The sequence below is a fragment of the Hydrogenophaga luteola genome (assembly GCF_042648585.1).
GTDB lineage: Bacteria > Pseudomonadota > Gammaproteobacteria > Burkholderiales > Burkholderiaceae_C > Hydrogenophaga > Hydrogenophaga luteola.
Window position 1 is genome coordinate 112,633 of sequence record NZ_JBHRXX010000005.1, and the last position, 18,486, is coordinate 131,118.

The following is an 18,486-nucleotide window of genomic DNA, read 5'->3' on the forward strand; positions in this document are numbered from 1 at the left end:
CCACTCACCGAACCCGGAGACCCCACCATGTTCCGCACCCTGCTCAAGTCCAAGATCCACCGCGTCGCCGTGACCCAGTGCGAACTGCACTACGAAGGCTCCTGCGCCATCGACGAAGACCTGCTGGACGCCTCCGACATCGCCGAGAACGAACAGATCCACATCTGGAACATCAACAACGGCGAACGCTTCATCACCTACGCCATCAAGGGCGAGCGCGGCAGCGGCATGATTTCGGTCAACGGCTCGGCCGCGCGGCGCGCCTCGGCGGGCGACCTGCTCATCATCGCGGCCTTCGCGCAGGTGCACGAGGACCAGGTGGCCACGCACAAGCCGAAGCTGGTGTTCGTCGATGATCACAACCGCGCCAACGGCTCGCGCGACCACGTGCCGGTGCAAACACAGGAACAGGCGAAGTGAACACCGCCGACCTGGCGCAGCGCAGCCTGCGCAGCGTGTGGCACCCCTGCACGCAGATGAAGCGCCACGAGGCCCTGCCGCCGGTGGCCATCGCGCGCGCCGAAGGCCCGTGGCTGTACGGCACCGACGGCACCCGCTACCTCGACGCCGTGAGCTCCTGGTGGGTCAACCTGTTCGGCCACAGCCACCCCGCCATGCGCGCCGCGCTGGCCGACCAGATGTCCACGCTGGACCATGTGATGCTCGCCGGCTTCACGCACGCGCCGGTGGTGGAGCTCTCGGAGCGGCTGTCGGCGCTGACCGGCCTGGGCCACGCCTTCTACGCCAGCGACGGCGCCTCGGCCACCGAGATCGCGCTCAAGATGAGCGCCCACTTCTGGCGCAACAGCGGGCGCCCGGCCAAGAGCCGCTTCGTCGGCCTGGCCGGGGGCTACCACGGTGAGACCGTGGGTGCGCTGGCCGTGACCGACATCGCCCTGTTCCGCGAGGCCTACGCGCCGCTGGTGCGGCTGGCCGCCACCGTGCCCAGCCCCGACCGGCGCGGCATCGGGGCCGACGCCGCTGCGGCTGCGCTGGCCGACTGGCTCGCGCAACACCACGAGACCACGGCCGCGCTGATCGTGGAGCCGCTGGTGCAGTGCGCCGCCGGCATGGCCATGCACGACGCCGCCTACCTGCGCCAGGCGCGCGCGCTGTGTGACCGCTACGGCGTGCACCTGGTGGTGGACGAGATCGCCACCGGCTTCGGCCGCACCGGCACCCTGTTCGCGCACGAACAGGCCGGCATCCGGCCCGACTTCTTGTGCCTGTCCAAGGGCCTGACCGGCGGCACGCTGCCGCTGTCGGCGGTGCTGACCACCGACGCGGTCTACGCCGCCTTCTACGACGACGACGTGGCGCGCGGCTTCCTGCATTCGCACTCCTACACCGGCAACCCGCTGGCCTGCCGCGCTGCGCTGACCACGCTGGACCTGTTCGAGCAGACCAACGCGCTGGCCCGCAACCACGACACCGCGCAGGCGCTGGACGCGCTGCTGGCGCCGCTGACCACGCACCCGCGCGTGCAGCACGCGCGGCGCCAGGGAATGATCTGGGCCTGGGACATCGAGACATCGTTGCCCGACTTCGCGCGCCGCTACCAGGGCCATGCGCTGGCGCGCGGCCTGGTGCTGCGACCCATCGGCAAGACGCTGTACTTCATGCCGCCCTATGTGCTGGACGAAGAGGCGATGCAGCACCTGACCCACGGTGCGCTGGCCGCGCTGGAGGCCACGCTTTCGGAAGAAACCCCATGACCGCCTTCTTCGTCACCGGCACCGACACCGGCGTGGGCAAGACCTTGGTGAGCTGCGCGCTGCTGCACGCGCTGGCGCGCCGCCACCCGCGCGTCGTGGGCATGAAGCCCGTGGCTGCCGGCCTGGTGCCCACGCCGGATGGCTGGGACAGCGAGGACGCCATGACCCTGCGTGCGGCCTCCTCCGTGCGGGTGCCACCCGCGCTGGACAACCCGGTGCGCCTGCCCGACCCGCTCTCCCCGCACCTGGCGGCCGAGCGAGCGGGCACCCGCATCGACATCCACCACCTGGTGGCCTGCCAGCGCGCACTGGCGCAGCGCGCCGACGCGGTGGTGGTGGAAGGCGCGGGCGGCTTCCTGGTGCCGCTCACACCCGAACACACCGGCGCCGACCTGGCGCAGGCCCTGGGCCTGCCGGTGCTGCTGGTGGTGGGGCTGCGCCTGGGCTGCCTGAACCACGCGCTGCTGAGCGCCGAAGCCATCCGCGCGCGCGGCCTCACGCTGGCGGGCTGGGTGGCCAACCGCATCGACCCCGGCATGGCCGCGGCCGACGAGAACATCGCCTTCCTGCGCCAGCGCCTGGGTGCGCCGCTGCTGGCCGACATTCCCCACAGCACCACGCCCGACTTCCGCGCGGTGCCCATCGAACTGCCATGAGCAGTGCCCCCCTGCGCCGCTTCGCGTCTTCCCCCCGGGGGGACGCACCCTGTGGCCCGGCATAGCCGGTTCCACGGGCGCCCCGGACAGTGACACCTATCCATGAACAACGACACGAACGCCCCGTTCACCCCTTCGTCGACCTCCTGGCTCGACGAGATCCCGCAGCGCCTGCAGGCGCTGGACGAGGCCCACCTGCGCCGCCGCCGCCGCGCGGTCGAGCCCGCGGGCGACACCCCCAGCGGCGCGGTGCTGCGCGTGGACGGGCGCGAGATGCTGGCTTTCTGCAGCAACGACTACCTGGCCCTGGCCGGCCATCCCGATCTGGCCGATGCCGCCTGCGAGGGCGCGCGCCGCTTCGGTGTGGGCGCCGGGGCCTCGCCCCTGGTCAGCGGCCACAGCACCGCCAACGAGGCGCTGGAGCATGAACTGGCGGCCTTCTTGGGCCTGCCGCGCGCGCTGTACTTCTACGCCGGCTACGCCACCAACATCGGCATCGTGCCGGCCCTGGTGGGCGACGGCGACGCGATCTATTCCGACGCGCTCAACCACGCCTGCCTGATCGACGGCGCGCGGCTCTCTCGCGCCCGCATCCACCGCTTCGCCCACGCCGACCTGGCGGACCTTGAACAGCAGCTCGCCGCCAGCCCAGCCCGGCGCAAGCTGGTGATCAGCGACGCGGTGTTCAGCATGGACGGTGACGTCGCCGACATCCCCGCGCTGCTGGCCCTGTGCGAACGGCACGACGCGCTGCTGCTGCTGGACGACGCGCACGGCTTCGGCGTCTGCGGCCCGCAGGGGCGAGGCAGCCTGGCCGCCGTGGGCCTCACGGACATCGGAGGCAGGGCCGGCGCCTCGCGCCGCGTGCTCTACATGGCCACGCTGGGCAAGGCCGCGGGCGTGGCCGGCGCCTTCGTGGCCGGGCCCGACGACCTGGTCGAGTGGCTGCTGCAGAAGACCCGCAGCTACATCTTCGCCACCGCCGCACCGGCCCTGCTGGCCTGCGCGCTGCGCAGCAGCCTGCGACTGATCGAGCAGGGCGACGACCGCCGGGTGCAGCTGCAGCACCGGATCGCCCAGCTGCGCGAGGGCCTGCAACCGGTGCTCGCGAAGAGCGGCTGGCGGCTCGGCCACTCGGACACGCCCATCCAGCCGCTGCTGATCGGCGGCAACGCCGAGGCACTGGCCGTCATGGAAGGCCTGCGCGAGCAAGGGATCTGGGTGCCGGCCATCCGCCCGCCCACCGTGCCCGAGGGCACGGCGCGGCTGCGCATCGCGCTCTCGGCCGCCCACACCGAAGACCACATCCACCGGCTGGTCCAGGCGCTGGACCGGCTGGCGTGCGCACCGGCCACCCCGCCCACGGTCTCTCACGGAGCCTGAACCATGTCCACCCTCACCGTCTATGGCACCGAGCTGTCCAGCCGCTTCTTCCTGGGCAGCGCGGGCTACCCCTCGCCCCAGGTGCTGCGCGAGGCGATCACCGCCAGCGGCACGCAGGTGGTCACCGTCGGCCTGCGCCGCACCCTGGCAGCGGCCGGCGACAACGGCTTCGTGCAGGGCATCGTCGACAGCGGCGTGCGCCTGCTGCCCAACACCGCCGGCTGCCGCACGGCGCGCGAGGCCATTACCCTGGCCCACATGGCGCGCGAGCTGTACGGCACGCGCTGGATCAAGCTCGAAGTGGTGGGCGACGAGCACACCCTGCAGCCCGACCCCTGGGGCACGGTGGAGGCGGCGGCGCAGCTGATCAAGGACGGCTTTGCGGTCTTTCCCTACTGCACCGACGACCTGGTGACCTGCCAGCGCCTGCGGGACGCGGGCTGCGAAGTGCTGATGCCTTGGGGCGCGCCCATCGGCTCGGGCCAGGGCCTGATCAATCCGTTCGCACTGCGCACGCTGCGCGCGCGCCTGCCGGGTGTGCCGCTGGTGGTGGACGCCGGCATCGGCGCACCCAGCCACGCGGCGCAGGCCATGGAGCTGGGCTTTGACGCCGTGCTGCTGAACTCCGCCGTGTCACAGGCCGTGGACCCGGTGCGCATGGCGCACGCCTTTGGCCTGGCCATCGAGGCAGGCCGCGCTGCCTTCGAGGCTGGCGTGATGGCGCCACAGGACATGGCCGTGGCCTCGACCCCCGTCAGCGGACACCCCTTCCTGATCGCATGAACACGCTCCCCATCCTCTGGAGCATCGCCGGCACCGACAGCGGCGGCGGCGCGGGCCTGGCGGCCGACCAGCGCGCGGCCGACGCCTTCGGCGTGCACCTGTGCCCCGTGGTCGCCGCCGTCACCGCGCAGAGCACCACCGCGGTGACCCGCATCGACGCGGTACCGCCCGACCTGCTGGACGCCCAGCTGGCCGCACTGGCCGAGGACCTGCCGCCGACCGTCATCAAGACCGGCCTGCTGGGCAGCGCGGCCAATGCGCAGGTGGTCGCGCACTGGGTGGACCGGCTGCGCCTGCGCGCGCCGCTGGCCTTCGTGATCGACCCGGTGCTGCGTGCGAGCACCGGCGCCGGTTTCGTGGACGAGGCGCTGATGCGGGTCTACCGCGAGGAGCTGCTGCCCCGCGCGACCGTGGTCACGCCCAACCAGCACGAAGCAGTGCGCCTGCTCGGCCCGGACGGCGGCAGCGGTGTGCCGGCCATGGCCTCGGCGCTGCGTGCGCAGGGCGTGCAGGCGGTGGTGGTCACCGGCGGCGACGCCGCCACGCCTGCGCTCTCACACGACTGGATCGACACGCCGCACGCGCGCGGCTGGCTCACGCTGCCGCGGGTGGACACACCCCACCACCACGGCACCGGCTGCACGTTCACCACCTCACTGGCCGCGGCGCTGGCGCTGGGCTTCGTGGCGGCCGACGCCGCCGTGCTGGCCAAGATGGCGACCACGCACGCCCTGCGCCACGCGCGCGCCGTGGGGCGTGGCGCCGGACCGGTGGTGGCCCGGGAAGGCTTTGGCGCCGATGCGTCCCTGCTGCCGCGGCTGTCAGTGGGTGAGCAGGCGCCCACCGGCTGGCCAGAGTGCACTCGCGGCCGCGAGCCCGGGGTCTACGCCATCGTCGACAGCGCCGAGCGGGTGGAGATGGTGCTGCGCGCGGCCCCCACGGTGGACACCATCCAGCTGCGCATGAAAAGGCCCGCGGACCTGGACGACGGCGCCTGGGCCGCGCAGTTGCGCGCCGCCATCGCCCGCAGCCAGCGCGCGGCCGACGTGGCCGGCGTCACGCTCGTCATCAACGACCACTGGCACGCGGCGCTGCAGGCCGGCGCCCGCGCCCTGCACCTGGGGCAGGAAGACCTGCTGGCGCTCGCCCCCGCCGACCATGCGGCGCTGCAGGGCGCGCGAGACGGAGGCGTGCAGCTGGGTCTCAGTTCACACAGCCTCTGGGAGTTGTGCCGTGCGGCCAGCCTGCTGCCCGACCTGATCGCCTGCGGTCCGGTCTGGCCCACCACCACCAAGGACATGCCCTGGCGGCCGCAAGGCCTGGACAACCTGGCCTGGTGGGCCCACATGGCACCGGCGCCGGTGGTGGGCATCGGCGGCATCCTGGAACCGGCGCAGCTGCAAGCGGTGGCCGCGGCCGGGGCGGCCGGCGGCTGCGTGGTGCGGGGCCTGGGCGAGGACCCGTCGCAAACCCTGCCCGCCTGGCGCGCGGCGTGGGTCGAAGGGCGGTCCGCCGCAGCGCAGGCCCAGGTACCGGCACTGCCGCACCCCTCGCTGCCGGTGCCCCATGCCGGCCTCCGGTAGGTGATAAGGGTTAACCCTAGGCTCTGGTAAGGTTCACGGGTTTGCCAACCGCCGGGCGACCGGGGCGCCAGACGCCCCGGGGCACCGGCATTTTTCATCCCGGAGAAAACCATGGATCGTCGTTCCCTGATCAAAAACGCCGGCATCGCTGGCGTGCTCGCCGCCGGCGCGGCCCCCGCCGTGCACGCCCAGGCGGCCGTGCGCTGGCGCCTGGCGTCGAGCTTCCCCAAGTCGCTGCCCACCATCTACGGCTCGGCCGAGAAGTTCTCTGAAACCGTCAAGGCGCTCTCGGGTGGCAAGTTTGAAATCTCGGTGCACGCAGCGGGCGAGCTGGTGCCCCCCTTCGGCGTGGTCGATGCGCTGCAGAACAGCACCATCGAGATGGCGCAGACCGCGTCCTACTACTTCACCGGCAAGAACCCCATCTTCGCCTTCGGCTGTGCCGTGCCCTTCGGTCTGACCGCGCGCCACATGGACGCCTGGATGGAACACGGCAACGGCCGCAAGCTGATGGACGAGTTCTACGCCCAGTACAACATCGCCTCCATGAGCGCGGGCAACACCGGCACCCAGATGGGTGGCTGGTACCGCAAGGAGATCAAGTCGGCCGCCGACCTCAAGGGCCTGAAGATGCGCATGGGCGGCGGCCTGTTCGGCGAAGCCATGACCAAGCTGGGCGTGGTGGCGCAGAACATGCCCGCCGGCGAGGTCTACCAGGCGCTGGAAAAGGGCACGCTGGATGCGACCGAATTCGTCGGCCCGTTCGACGATGAAAAGCTCGGCTTCCACAAGGTCGCCAAGCACTACTACTACCCCGGCTGGTGGGAAGGCGGCGCCGAGCTGGAGTTCTTCATCAACAAGAAGGCCTTCGAAGCGCTGTCGGCCGAGAACAAGGCCATCGTGCGCGCCGCCGGCGCCGTGGCCGCGCGCGACATGACCGCCAAGTACGACGCCCAGAACCCGGCCGCCCTGCGCCGCCTGGTGGCCGCCGGCACCAAGCTGCGCGCCTTCGACAAGTCCATCATGGACGCGGGCTACAAGGCCAGCATGGAAGTGTTTGCCGAGCACGAGGCCAAGTCGCCCGAGTTCAAGAAGATCCACCAGGACATGCGCGCCTTCCAGCGCGACCAGGTGCTGTGGAGCAAGTTCTCCGAGTGGCGCTTCGACAGCTACATCGCCGGGCTGAAACTGTAAGCACCCCCTGCACTACCGCCTCGCGCAAAAAAGCCGCTCATCGAGCGGCTTTTTTGTGGGCGTAGGGCACCGCCGGTCAGGACTTTCCGTCGGCGACTGCCATGCGCGCGACCTGCTGATCCAGGATGGCCTCGGGTTCGTCGGCCTCCTGGGCGCTCGGGTGCGCCAGGCCTTGGTTCAGGCGCTGCATGTCCAGGTCGCCCGTCCACTTGGCCACCACCAGGGTCGCCACGCCGTTGCCCACCAGGTTGGTCAGGGCGCGAGCCTCGCTCATGAAGCGGTCGATGCCCAGGATCAGCGCCAGGCCGGCCACCGGCACGCCGCCCACGGCCGAGAGCGTGGCCGCCAGCACGATGAAGCCGCTGCCGGTGATGCCGGCCGCGCCCTTGGAGGTGAGCAGCAGCACGGCCAGCAGGGTCAGCTGCTGCACCAGGGTCATAGGCGTGTCGGTCGCCTGGGCAATGAACACCGCGGCCATGGTCAGGTAGATGGACGTGCCGTCGAGGTTGAAGGAATAGCCGGTGGGGATCACCAGGCCGACCACCGACTTGCGGGCGCCCAGGTTCTCCATCTTCTCCATCATGCGCGGCAGCACCGATTCGCTGGACGATGTGCCCAGCACGATCAGCAGCTCTTCCTTGATGTACTTGATGAACCGGACGATGGAAAAGCCGTGCAGGCGGGCGATCAGGCCCAGCACGCCGAACACGAAGATCAGGCAGGTCAGGTAGAAGGTGCCCATGAGCTTGCCCAGCGAGAACAGCGAGTCGATGCCGTACTTGCCGATGGTGAAGGCCATGGCGCCGAAGGCACCGATGGGCGCGACCTTCATGATGATGCCGACGATGTCGAACAGTACGTGGGACGACTTCTCGATGAAGTCGAACACCAGGGTGCCGCGGCCGCCGAACTTGTGCAGCGCGAAACCGAACAGCACAGAGAACAGCAGCACCTGCAGGATGTCGCCCTTGGCGAAGGCGTCCACCACCGAGGTCGGGATCACGCCCATCAGGAAGTCGACCGTGCCCTTCATCTTGCCGGGCTCGGTGTAGGCGGCGATCGCCTTGGTGTCCAGCGTGGCGGCGTCCACGTGCATGCCGCTGCCGGGCTGCACGAAGTTGACCACCAGCAGGCCGATGACCAGCGCCAGCGTGGACACCACCTCGAAATACAGCAGGGCCAGGCCACCGGTCTTGCCGACCTTCTTCATGTCCTCCATGCCGGCGATGCCGACCACCACGGTGCAGAAGATGATGGGGGCGATGATCATCTTGATGAGCTTGATGAAGGCATCGCCCAGCGGCTTCATCTGCTCGCCGAGTTCGGGGTGGAAATGGCCCAGCAGCACACCGATGGTGACGGCGGCCAGAACCTGGACATAGAGGGATTTGTAGAGCGGTTTGCGCTCGGCGGTTGCAGCCATGGCGTGTCTCCTGAGGGCTGTTTTGGGGATGCGGGACGATACGCAGCCCCCCGCCGCGCGCCAACTGTGGCGTTCAACAGTCGTAGAACTACGTACCGGCCCCGACGGCCCGCTGCACGTCGCGCAGGAGCCCTGCCCCCACGCTGCGCCCGAAGCCGTCCGCCACCGGCCGCAGGTGGTGCCGCAGCGCCTCGCGCTCAGCCGCGCCCAGCGCGTGCACCTGCAGGCTGGGGGTCTGGCGCAGGGTCGCCATGGCCTGGCGGTCCAGCGCCTCGGCCAGCCGGTTGCCGTGCGCCAGCGCCTCGTCCAGCGCCTCGTCCACCAGCGCACGGTCGTTCCGCGACAGGCTGGCCCAGAAGCGCGGGTGCGTCACCAACGCGTAGCCCAGATAGCCGTGCTGCGTCAGCGTCAGGTGCGGCTGCAGCGCGGCCAGGCCCTGCGTGAGGAAGTTCGACAGCGGGTTCTCCGCCGCGTCCACCACACCGCTGGCCAGCGCCCGCTGGGTTTCGCCAAACGGCAACACCACCGGCTGCGCCCCCAGGGCGCGCATCTGCTCGCCCAGCACCCGCGAGGCTTGCACCCGCACGCGCAGACCGCGGTAATAGTCCGGCGTGCGCAGCGCGCGCCGGGCGCTCATCTGCTTGAAGCCGTTGTCCAGAAAACCCAGACCCCGCATCTGCTGGCGTGCCAGCCGCTCCAGCAGCCCGCGCCCCACCGCCCCCTGCGTCACACGCCGCACCTGGGCCAGGTCGGCGAACAGGTAGGGCAGGTCGAACACCTCAAACTCGGGCACACCCGCCATACCGAACTTGGACAGCGAGGGCGCCAGCATCTCCACCGCGCCCAGGCGCAGCGCCTCCATTTCGTCGTCGTCGCCCCAGAGTTGCGAGTCCGGGTACAGCTCGACGCGGATGCGCCCGCCACCACGCTCATGCACCAGCGCCTGGAAACGCAGCGCCATCTGGCCCTTGGGTGTGTCCGGCGCCACCACGTGCGAAAAGCGCAGCAGCACCGGCTGCGCATCCGCCAGCGCGGCGCTGCCCACCACCGCACAGGCCGCGCCCAGCAGCATCCGGCGGCGCATGCTCGGCATGGCGCGCTGGGGCGGCGACGGTCGTTCGACAGACATGCTGGCTATGCTAGCGGGCCCATGGCTTCCGACACGCCCACGCGGCCCGCCCCCGACCTCGACGCGCTCGATCTGGACACGCGCCAGACCGCCGCCCTGACGCGCCGCGCCATGGGCTGGCTGGTGGCGCTGCTGCTGCTGGTGGCCGCGTCGGCGCTGGCGCTGTGGCTGTTCCTGCGCAGCGAAGAAGCGCGCGAGGCCGACCGCCGCCGCACAGCAGACGCCGAGTGGCTGGACCAGACCCTGCGCTTCCATTTCCGTCGGCTGGAGACCGATCTGGCCGCGCTGGCCCAAGTCCACCAGAACGGGGGCGACGACCAGGCGGTGGCTGCGCGCCACGGCCCTTGGTGGCAGAGCCCCGGCCGCATCGCCTTTCACGGCTGGGTGCCGGCCGCGGCGCCGGGCGAGCGCAGTCGCTGGCCAGCCGAACTGATGGCCGCGGCCCAGGCCCCCGAACACGCCGCCGCCCTGGCCACCATGCTGGACACCACCCGCGGCCTGCAGCGCCCGGCCTACGCCGGACCTTTCCCCACGATGGACGGCAGCGATGCCTGGCTCTGGCTTGCCGTGCCGCACTTCGAGCAGGGCCGCTTCACCGGCGATGCGGTGGCCGCGGTGCCGCTGAAGCGGTTGCTGGCCGACGTGCTGCCCGCCTGGTTCCTGCAGGACCACACGGTCACGCGGGCGGACGAACGTGCGCCGGCCGCCGCCGATGGCCTGCACTTCACCGCCCCCATCCAGCTGCCGGGCGCGCAGCTGCGCCTGCAGGTCGCGCTGACCGACAGCACGCCACCGCTGGCACCACGCGCCTTTTTCGCCGTGGCCCTGCTGTGCCTGCTGGGCATGCTGCTGGCGCTGCTGGCCCTGTGGCGCGACAGCGCCCGCCGCCAGCGCGCCGAGGCCCGGCTGCAGACCCAGCTGGCGCTGCGCACCGCCATGGAACGCTCGGTCACCCTGGGCCTGCGCGCCTGGGACACCGGCGGTCGCCTGCTGCACGTCAACCCCGCCTTCGCCCGCCTCGTGGGCTGGACACCGCAGGAGCTGATGACCAGCAGCGACCCGCCACCCTATTGGCCCGCCGGACAGGGCGACGAGTTCGAACAGGTGCAGCGCGCCGCGCAGGCGCCCGAGGCCCTGGCCCTGCAGCTCCAGCACCGCGACGGCCAGCGGCTGGACGTGCTGGCGCACAGCGCGCCCTTGCGCCTGGCCAGTGGCGAGGTGGTGGGCTGGGTCGGCTCGGTGCTGGACGTGACCGAGCGCCGCCGCATCGAACGCCTGGCCGCGCGCCAGCAGGAACAGCTCGAAGCCTCGGGCCGCCTGGTGGCCATGGGCGAGGTGGCGTCCACACTGGCGCACGAACTCAACCAGCCGCTGGGCGCGCTCAGCAGCTTCGCCACCGGCCTGCTCAACCGGGTGCGCGAGCAGCGCATCACGCTCGAAGAGATCGTGCCGGTGGTCGAGCGCATGGAGCGCATGGCCGACAAGGCCGGCCGCGTGATCCAGCGCGTGAACGCCCTGGCCCGCCGGCAGGAAACCGTGCGCCTGCCGCTGACGCTGGCGCCCTGGGCTGCGCGCGTGGCGCAGGCGGTGCCGCTGCCCGAGGGCGTGCGGCTGGAACTGGCTCTGCCCGGCGGCGAGGGCCCCACCGTGCCGGCCGACGCGTTGCTGCTGGAAAACGCGCTGCACAACCTGGTGCTCAATGCCAGCGAGTGGGCCGCGCGCAGCGGCCGCACCCCGCCCACCGTGCGCGTGGGCCTGGTGACCGGCGACGGCCACGTCGGCCTGCGCGTGTGCGACAGCGGCCCCGGCGTGCCGGCCGAGCAGCGCACCACCGTGTTCGACGCCTTCGCCAGCCACAAACCCGGCGGCATGGGCATGGGCCTGGCCATCTGCCGCTCCATCGCCGAAGCGCACCACGGCCACATCGACCTGGGCGACTGCCCCGACCTGCTCGGCGCACAATTCACGCTGTGGCTGCCCTTGAATCCCTGACCCCTCCGAACCCGCCGGTCCACATCGTGGACGACGACGCGGACTTCCGCGACGGCCTGGCCTGGCTGCTCGATTCGCGCGGCCTGCCCACGCGCGTGTGGACCGGAGGCGACGCCTTCGTGCAGGCGCTGCAACGCGGCGAGCTGGGCGATCTGTCCCGGGCGTGCAGCGTGGTGCTGCTGGACATCCGCATGGAACCGCTCTCGGGCCTGGCCACCTTCGAGCAGCTCAAGGCCGCCCGCTGGCCCTGGCCGGTGCTGTTCCTCACCGGCCACGGCGACGTGGGCATGGCGGTGGCCGCGGTCAAGAACGGCGCCTGGGACTTCCTGGAAAAGCCGTTCCAGAACAACCAGCTGGTGGACAAGGTGGAGGCCGCGCGCGAGGCCGCCGTGCGCCTGCACACCGAGGCGCGGGAGAAGCTGCGCTTCCAGCAAGCCCTGGCCGCGCTGAGCGCGCGCGAACGCGAGGTGCTCGATGAGCTGCTGCAGGGCCACTACAACAAGAACATCGCCGACCACCTGGGCATTGCCCAGCGCACGGTGGAGTTCCACCGCGCCAACATCTTCGAAAAACTCGGCGTGGCCTCGGCGGTGGAACTGGCCCACCGCATGGGCCGACTGATCGCCGACGACTGAGCGTCTTCCGTTTTCTGTTTCTGCATGACCGCGCCGACCGACCACGACCTGCCCCCGCTGAACGCCACCTCACCCGGCCTGTACCGCCATTACAAGGGCGGCTGGTACGACGTGATCGACACCGTGCGCTGCAGCGAAACCCTGCAGGGCATGACGCTGTATCGCGCGCTCTACGGCGGCTTCGGGCTGTGGGTGCGACCGGCGGCGATGTTCGCCGAGCGCGGCGTGTTCGAGGGCAAGGAACAGCCCCGCTTCGCCCCGCAAGACCCGGGCCTCCTGCCGCTGGGCGACCTGGCCACCGCCCGTGCCCTCATCGCCCACCTGCGCGGCCGGGCTCAGCGGGAACGCGGCATCGACCTGGACACCGCCCTGCGCCCGCCCCCGCCCGAGCCCGACAGCTGCTGCGGCCGTGGCTGCAACGGCTGCGTGTGGGAAGGCTTCTACGAGGCGCTGCACCACTGGCGGGTGGATTCACTCGATCTGCTCAAGGCCTAGAACAGATCCCCCTGACCACGCAGCGCGGCGGGCCGGAAGCGCGAGGTATCCAGCGGCTCGCGCTCGCGGTTGAACCCCAGGCGGTCACAGGTCTTCACAAACCGCTGGCGGATCAGGTCGGCCCAGATGCCCTGGCCCTTCATGCGGGTGGCGAAGTCGGCGTCGTAGTCCTTGCCGCCGCGCAGGTCCTGCACCCGGCCCATCACGCGCGCCGCGCGCTCGGGGTAATGCTGGTACAGCCACTGGCGGAACATGGGCGAGAGCTCCCAGGGCAGGCGCAGCACCTGGTAGAAAGCCCTGCGCGCGCCGGCCTCCCAGGCCGCTTCCAGCACCTGCTCCATGTCGTCGTTGAGGAAGGGAATCTGCGGCGAGACGCTCACGCCCGTGGGCACGCCCGCCTCGGCCAGGGTGCGGATGGTGCGCAGCCGCCGGTGCGGCGCGGCGGCGCGCGGCTCCAGCACGCGGGCCAGCTTCGCATCCAGCGTCGTCACCGTCACGTACACGGCCGCGAGACCGGCCCGCCCCATGGGCGCGAGCAGGTCCAGGTCGCGCTCGACGCCGCTGCCCTTGGTCACCATGCCCAGCGGGTGCCGTGCGGTAGAGAGCACCTCCAGCACGCCGCGCGTGAGCCGCAGCTCGCGCTCCAGCGGCTGGTAGGCGTCGGTCACTGTGCCGATGGCGATCATCTCGGGCACATGGCGCGGGCTCAGCAGCTCGCGCCGCAGCACCTCCGCGATGCCGCGCTTGGCAATGATCCGGGTCTCGAAATCCAGCCCCGGCGACAGGTTGAGGTAGCTGTGGCTGGGCCGGGCGTAGCAGTACACGCAGCCATGCTCGCAGCCGCGGTAGGGATTGAGGCCGAGGTTGAAACCGATGTCGGGCGATTCGTTGCGGGTGATGGCGCTGCGGCAGTCTTCCCAGGTGACCTGCGTGGCCGGGGCAGCGGCCTCCTCCCGCTCGGCCAGACCTTCTTCGAGCGTGCCCCAGCCGTCGTCGAACGCGGCGCGCTGGTCGCGTTCAAAACGGTGCGGCTGGCGCCAGGCCAGGCCACGACCTTTGAGGGCGCTGATGGGAATGAGGTGCTCGCTCATGGACGTGTATTGTCGGACAAATACTGTACATATTCACAGTCATATGACGCTGCACCGACGGATGGTCAGTCGGGGCGGCTGCACCCACAATGGCCCGTGACCACATGAGGCCACCCATGGGCATGAGACAACTCTCCGGACTGGACGCCACCTTCCTCTACCTCGAAAAGCCGGAGATGCCGATGCACGTCGGCGCCATGCACCTGCTGGAGCTGCCGGCCGGCCACCGCGGGCGGTATGTGAACGACCTGCGGCGACGCATCGCGGCCCGCCTGCCCGCCGCGCCGGTGCTGCGCCGCCGCCTGTGGTGGATGCCGCTGAACCTGGCCAACCCGGCCTGGGTCGACGCTGAACCCGACCTGAGCAAACACATCGTCGAGATCCGGCTGCCGCGCGGCAGCGCCACCCGGGGCGACGCGCGCAGCCTGATGGAGGAGCAGGTCTCGCTGCTGCACCCGGTGCTGCTGGACCGCCACCGGCCGTTGTGGAAGATGCACGTGATCGAGGGCCTGCCACGCAGCGCGCAAGGCCGCAAGCAGGTCGGCGTCTACACCCAGCTGCACCACGCCGCGGTCGATGGCCAGGCCGCGGTGGCGCTGGCCAATGTGCTGTTCGACCTGACGCCCGAGCCGCGTGAGCTGGAGATCCGCCCGTCCCGCCGCACCAGGACCTTCCGGCTCGACATGGTGGAGATGCTGCGAGGCGCGCTGAGCCACGAGGCGCTGCAGGTGGCGCGCATGGTGCGTGATCTGCCGGCCACGCTGGGCACCGTGGCCGGTACGGCCAGGAGCGCGCTCAGCGCAAAGAACCTGCTGGGCCAAGGCTCGGGCAACGTCGAGCTGGCGCCCGACACCCCGATGAACGCCACCGTCACACCCGCGCGGGCCTTCGCCGCCACCAGCGTGCCGCTGGCCGAACTCAAGGCCCTGATGCGGGCGCACGGGGCCACGCTCAACGATGGGGTGCTCATGCTGTGTTCGTCCGCGCTGCGAACCTACCTGCAGCAGCGCGGCGCGCTGCCGCGCAAGAGCCTGGTGGCCGCGGTGCCAATCTCGCTGCGCGAAGCCGGCGACACGCGCGCCGACAACCAGGCCTCGATGAGCCTGGTCAGTCTGGGCACGCACCTGGCCGACCCCGCGAAGCGGCTGGCCCACATCCGCGCGGCCACCGGGGCGATGAAGTCGACCATGGGCCGCATGAAAAGCATCCTGCCCACCGACTTTCCGTCCATCGGCGTGCCCTGGCTGATCGAGGCCGCGGCCTCGCTCTACGGCAAGGCCAAGGTGGCCGAGCGGCTGCCGCAGGTGGCCAACGTGGTGATCTCCAACGTGCCGGGCCCGCAGGTGCCGCTGTACCTGGCCGGTGCGCGCGTGCTCTCGAACCACCCGACCAGCATCGTGGTGCACGGCCTGGCGCTGAACATCACGGTGCAGAGCTTCGACGCCGCGATGGACCTCGGCCTGATGGCCGACGCCGCCGCCCTGCCCGATGTGAAGGACCTGGCGCGGGCGGTGGACGCTGCGATGGAGGAGCTGCGGGCGCTGCCTGTGCCCGTGACCGTGCCGGATGACGCACCCCAGGCCCCGTCCGTGTCCCGCAAGCGACCGCCGGCTAGGGCCGCCGCACCAAAGAAAAGGGCCCGCGCTGGCTAACATGGTCCGCTGCTCCCCAGCTTCCGCGCACGCATGAGTCCCAGCCCCCGCCGCCAGACCACCCCACCACCGGATCACGACACCGAGGCCGGACTGCACACCGTGCCGCCCGGCCTGTGGCTGATGATGCTGGAGGCGCGCGCGCCGTGGGAGGCCATGGCGCTGGCCGCCGTCTCGCCCTGGCTCTCCCGCATGCCCTCGGGCGACGGTCACGCGGTGCTGGTGTTTCCGGGTCTGGGCGCCAACGACATGAGCACCCTGGCGCTGCGCCGCTTCCTGAAACAGCACCGCTACGCCGCCTACGGCTGGGAGCAGGGCTTCAACCTCGGCCCGCGCGACGGCGTACTCGAAGCTTGCCGTGCCCGCATCGAGGCGCTGCACCAGAAACACGGCGGCAAGATCAGCCTGGTCGGCTGGAGCCTGGGCGGCATCTACGCCCGCGAGATGGCCAAGGAACTGCCCGAGCTGGTGCGCTGCGTGATCACGCTGGGCACGCCCTTCACCGGCCACCCCAAGGCCACCAACGCCTGGCGCTTCTACCAGCTGGTCAGCGGCCAGCACCCGCACGACGAGGAGCTGCTGGCCCAGGTGCGCAGGCCGCCGCCGGTGCCCACCACCTCGATCTACAGCAAGACCGACGGCGTGGTCGCCTGGCAGTGCAGCATCAACCCCGTACGCCACGCCCACACCGAGAACATCGAGGTGCACGCCAGCCACATCGGCATGGGCATGAACCCGATGGCGATGTACGCCATCGCCGACCGCCTGCGCCAGGACCCCGACCACTGGAAGCGCTTCGACGTTCAAGGCGCACGGCGCTGGTTCTTCAAGGTGGCGCACCAGCCCGAAGCGCTGACCCGCTGGTACTGAGCATGAAGGTCGAAGCCAACGGCGTCCGCATCGAGGTCGACGACCAGGGCCCTGCCGATGGTCCGGTGGTGCTGCTCATCATGGGCCTGGGCATGCAGCTCATCGCCTGGCCGCAGGCCATGGTGCAGATGCTGGTCCGGCAGGGTTTTCGCGTGGTGCGCTTCGACAACCGCGACATCGGCCTGAGCCAGGGCTTCGACGCCGCCGGTGTGCCCAACATGGCGCTGGCCGGGCTGCGTTACGCGATGCACCTGCCGGTGCACAGCCCCTACTCGCTGGCCGACATGGCGCGCGACGCGCTGGGCGTGCTCGACGCCCTGGACATCGAACAGGCCCACGTCTGCGGCGCGTCGATGGGCGGCATGATCGCCCAGCACCTGGCGGCCATGGCGCCCGAGCGGGTCGCCAGCCTCACGCTGATGATGACCAGCAGCGGCTCGCGCCGCCTGCCCCAGCCCTCGTGGCGGGTGCGGCGCGCGCTCATGTCGCGGCCCATGAAGCCGGGCACCGACGCCGCCGTGGACTGGATCATCCAGGTGCTGTACCTCATCGGCAGCCCCACCTACCCGAGCGACTACCAGGACCTGCGGGCGCGGGCGCTGGAATCGGTGCAGCGCGCCTGGCACCCGTCGGGTTCGGCCCGGCAGTTGCTGGCGGTGGTGGCCGACGGCGACCGCTCGGCCCTGCTGCCTCACATTCAGGCACCGACCCTGGTGATCCATGGCGTGGACGACCCGCTCGTGCCCGTGGCCTGCGGCGAGGACCTGGCGCAGCGCATTGCCAACGCCACTGCCGACTTCATCCCTGGCATGGGCCACGACCTGCCCGAGGAACTGCTCCAGCGATTCGCCCAGGGAATCGGGGACAACGCCCGCCGCTGAGCAGCCAAACGCGACCCCGGCCACAATGGCGGGATGACCCTCAACCCCGTTTCCCTGCCGCCCGACGCCATCGTCAGCGTGCGCGGCGTAAGCAAGACCTACGCGGGTGGCTTCCAGGCGCTGAAGAACGTCACCCTGGACATCCGCCGTGGCGAGATCTTCGCGCTGCTCGGCCCCAACGGCGCCGGCAAGACCACCCTCATCAGCACCATCTGCGGCATGAGCAATGCCACCGAGGGGACCATCACCGCCGACGGCTTCGACACCGTGCGCGACTATCGCCAGGCCCGCGCCACCATCGGCCTGGTGCCGCAAGAGCTGCACACCGACGCGTTTGAAACCGTCTGGGCCACGGTCAGCTTCAGCCGCGGCCTGTTTGGCAAGGCGCCCAACCCTGCGTTGATCGAGCAGATCCTCAAGGACCTCTCGCTCTGGGACAAGAAGGACAACAAGATCATGACGCTCTCGGGCGGCATGAAGCGCCGCGTGCTGATCGCCAAGGCGCTGTCGCACGAACCCAAGATCCTGTTCCTGGACGAACCCAGCGCGGGCGTGGACGTGGAGCTGCGGCACGACATGTGGCGCCTGGTGCGCCAGCTGCGCGACGCGGGCACCACCATCATCCTGACCACCCACTACATCGAGGAGGCCGAGGACATGGCCGACCGCATCGGTGTGATCCGCAAGGGCGAGCTGATCGTGGTGGAGGACAAGGCCGTGCTGATGCGCCAGCTGGGCCGCAAGGAACTGGCGCTGACACTGCAGCACCCGCTGGCGCAGGTGCCCGGGGCGCTGGCGCGCTGGCCGCTGCAGCTCTCGGCCGACGGCCTGACGCTGACCTACGGCTTCGACACCCAGAAGGACGACACCGGCATCGCCGAGCTGCTGGCCGCTCTGGCCGCACAAGGCATCGTCTACAAGGACCTGCGCACCAGCGAAAGCTCGCTCGAAGACATCTTCGTCAGCCTCGTCCACGACCAGAAAGCCGAGGTCTGAACATGACG

Annotated in this window: 17 protein-coding genes and 1 pseudogene; 15 read left to right on the forward strand and 3 right to left on the reverse strand. The window is 70.8% G+C overall.

Annotated elements, in window-relative coordinates:
• The first annotated feature begins 27 nt into the window (after positions 1-27).
• The 7 genes from panD to ACFOPI_RS10625 all read left to right on the forward strand — a co-directional run bounded on the left by panD (position 28) and on the right by ACFOPI_RS10625 (position 7,314).
• A complete protein-coding gene (gene panD / locus ACFOPI_RS10595; protein ID WP_382173652.1) occupies positions 28-420 on the forward strand; it encodes an aspartate 1-decarboxylase in 393 nt (130 codons plus the stop codon).
• Entirely contained in the window at positions 417-1,715 is a 1,299-nt protein-coding gene (locus tag ACFOPI_RS10600; RefSeq protein WP_382173653.1) for an adenosylmethionine--8-amino-7-oxononanoate transaminase, read from the forward strand. Before panD ends, ACFOPI_RS10600 begins: the two co-directional genes overlap by 4 nt.
• Complete coding sequence (gene bioD / locus ACFOPI_RS10605; protein WP_382173654.1) at positions 1,712-2,371, forward strand: dethiobiotin synthase; 660 nt, start codon at positions 1,712-1,714, stop codon at positions 2,369-2,371. The genes ACFOPI_RS10600 and bioD overlap by 4 nt, the downstream gene beginning before the upstream one ends.
• Positions 2,372-2,473: 102 nt before the next feature.
• Positions 2,474-3,754, forward strand: coding sequence for an 8-amino-7-oxononanoate synthase (gene bioF, locus ACFOPI_RS10610; protein WP_382173656.1), 1,281 nt, complete (start codon positions 2,474-2,476; stop codon positions 3,752-3,754).
• Positions 3,755-3,757: 3 nt separating this feature from the next.
• Positions 3,758-4,537: a thiazole synthase gene (locus tag ACFOPI_RS10615; RefSeq protein ID WP_382173657.1), complete on the forward strand. Its 780-nt coding sequence runs from the start codon at positions 3,758-3,760 to the stop codon at positions 4,535-4,537.
• Positions 4,534-6,120 carry a bifunctional hydroxymethylpyrimidine kinase/phosphomethylpyrimidine kinase gene (gene thiD, locus ACFOPI_RS10620; protein WP_382173659.1) on the forward strand — a complete coding sequence of 529 codons (1,587 nt, stop codon included), beginning with the start codon at positions 4,534-4,536 and terminating at the stop codon, positions 6,118-6,120. The genes ACFOPI_RS10615 and thiD overlap by 4 nt, the downstream gene beginning before the upstream one ends.
• 111 nt (positions 6,121-6,231) lie before the next feature.
• Positions 6,232-7,314 (forward strand): TRAP transporter substrate-binding protein, encoded by a 1,083-nt coding sequence (locus ACFOPI_RS10625; RefSeq protein WP_382173661.1) that lies wholly within the window; start codon positions 6,232-6,234, stop codon positions 7,312-7,314.
• A 76-nt stretch (positions 7,315-7,390) separates the two neighbouring features.
• On the opposite strand, the gene ACFOPI_RS10630 is transcribed toward ACFOPI_RS10625, so the two are convergent.
• Positions 7,391-8,737 carry a dicarboxylate/amino acid:cation symporter gene (locus tag ACFOPI_RS10630; RefSeq protein ID WP_382173663.1) on the reverse strand — a complete coding sequence of 449 codons (1,347 nt, stop codon included), beginning with the start codon at positions 8,735-8,737 and terminating at the stop codon, positions 7,391-7,393.
• Between the two features lie 88 nt (positions 8,738-8,825).
• The gene (locus ACFOPI_RS10635; protein ID WP_382173665.1) at positions 8,826-9,866 is read right to left on the reverse strand and encodes a DctP family TRAP transporter solute-binding subunit; all 1,041 of its coding nucleotides are present in this window, start codon (positions 9,864-9,866) and stop codon (positions 8,826-8,828) included.
• 21 nt (positions 9,867-9,887) lie between these two features.
• Between ACFOPI_RS10635 and ACFOPI_RS10640 the strand changes: the two genes are divergently transcribed.
• The 4 genes and pseudogenes from ACFOPI_RS10640 to ACFOPI_RS10655 all read left to right on the forward strand — a co-directional run bounded on the left by ACFOPI_RS10640 (position 9,888) and on the right by ACFOPI_RS10655 (position 12,988).
• Positions 9,888-11,858: a two-component system sensor histidine kinase NtrB gene (locus ACFOPI_RS10640; RefSeq protein WP_382173666.1), complete on the forward strand. Its 1,971-nt coding sequence runs from the start codon at positions 9,888-9,890 to the stop codon at positions 11,856-11,858.
• Positions 11,837-12,493 (forward strand): response regulator transcription factor, encoded by a 657-nt coding sequence (locus ACFOPI_RS10645; RefSeq protein WP_382173668.1) that lies wholly within the window; start codon positions 11,837-11,839, stop codon positions 12,491-12,493. Before ACFOPI_RS10640 ends, ACFOPI_RS10645 begins: the two co-directional genes overlap by 22 nt.
• A 24-nt stretch (positions 12,494-12,517) precedes the next feature.
• Positions 12,518-12,751 (forward strand): annotated as a pseudogene (locus ACFOPI_RS10650) (DUF1653 domain-containing protein); the annotation flags it as partial.
• A gap of 111 nt (positions 12,752-12,862) precedes the next feature.
• Positions 12,863-12,988 (forward strand): oxidoreductase-like domain-containing protein, encoded by a 126-nt coding sequence (locus ACFOPI_RS10655; protein ID WP_382174914.1) that lies wholly within the window; start codon positions 12,863-12,865, stop codon positions 12,986-12,988.
• On the opposite strand, the gene ACFOPI_RS10660 is transcribed toward ACFOPI_RS10655, so the two are convergent.
• Positions 12,985-14,079: a PA0069 family radical SAM protein gene (locus ACFOPI_RS10660; protein ID WP_382173670.1), complete on the reverse strand. Its 1,095-nt coding sequence runs from the start codon at positions 14,077-14,079 to the stop codon at positions 12,985-12,987. The two genes, ACFOPI_RS10655 and ACFOPI_RS10660, sit on opposite strands and share 4 nt — an antisense overlap.
• 122 nt (positions 14,080-14,201) lie before the next feature.
• Between ACFOPI_RS10660 and ACFOPI_RS10665 the strand changes: the two genes are divergently transcribed.
• The 4 genes from ACFOPI_RS10665 to ACFOPI_RS10680 are packed head-to-tail and all read left to right on the forward strand — an operon-like array spanning position 14,202 to position 18,478.
• A complete protein-coding gene (locus ACFOPI_RS10665; RefSeq protein WP_382173671.1) occupies positions 14,202-15,731 on the forward strand; it encodes a wax ester/triacylglycerol synthase family O-acyltransferase in 1,530 nt (509 codons plus the stop codon).
• 33 nt (positions 15,732-15,764) lie between these two features.
• Positions 15,765-16,601, forward strand: coding sequence for an esterase/lipase family protein (locus ACFOPI_RS10670; protein ID WP_382173672.1), 837 nt, complete (start codon positions 15,765-15,767; stop codon positions 16,599-16,601).
• 2 nt (positions 16,602-16,603) lie between these two features.
• Positions 16,604-17,482 (forward strand): alpha/beta fold hydrolase, encoded by an 879-nt coding sequence (locus tag ACFOPI_RS10675; RefSeq protein ID WP_382173674.1) that lies wholly within the window; start codon positions 16,604-16,606, stop codon positions 17,480-17,482.
• A gap of 33 nt (positions 17,483-17,515) precedes the next feature.
• Entirely contained in the window at positions 17,516-18,478 is a 963-nt protein-coding gene (locus ACFOPI_RS10680; protein WP_382173676.1) for an ABC transporter ATP-binding protein, read from the forward strand.
• Positions 18,479-18,486: the final 8 nt, after the last annotated feature.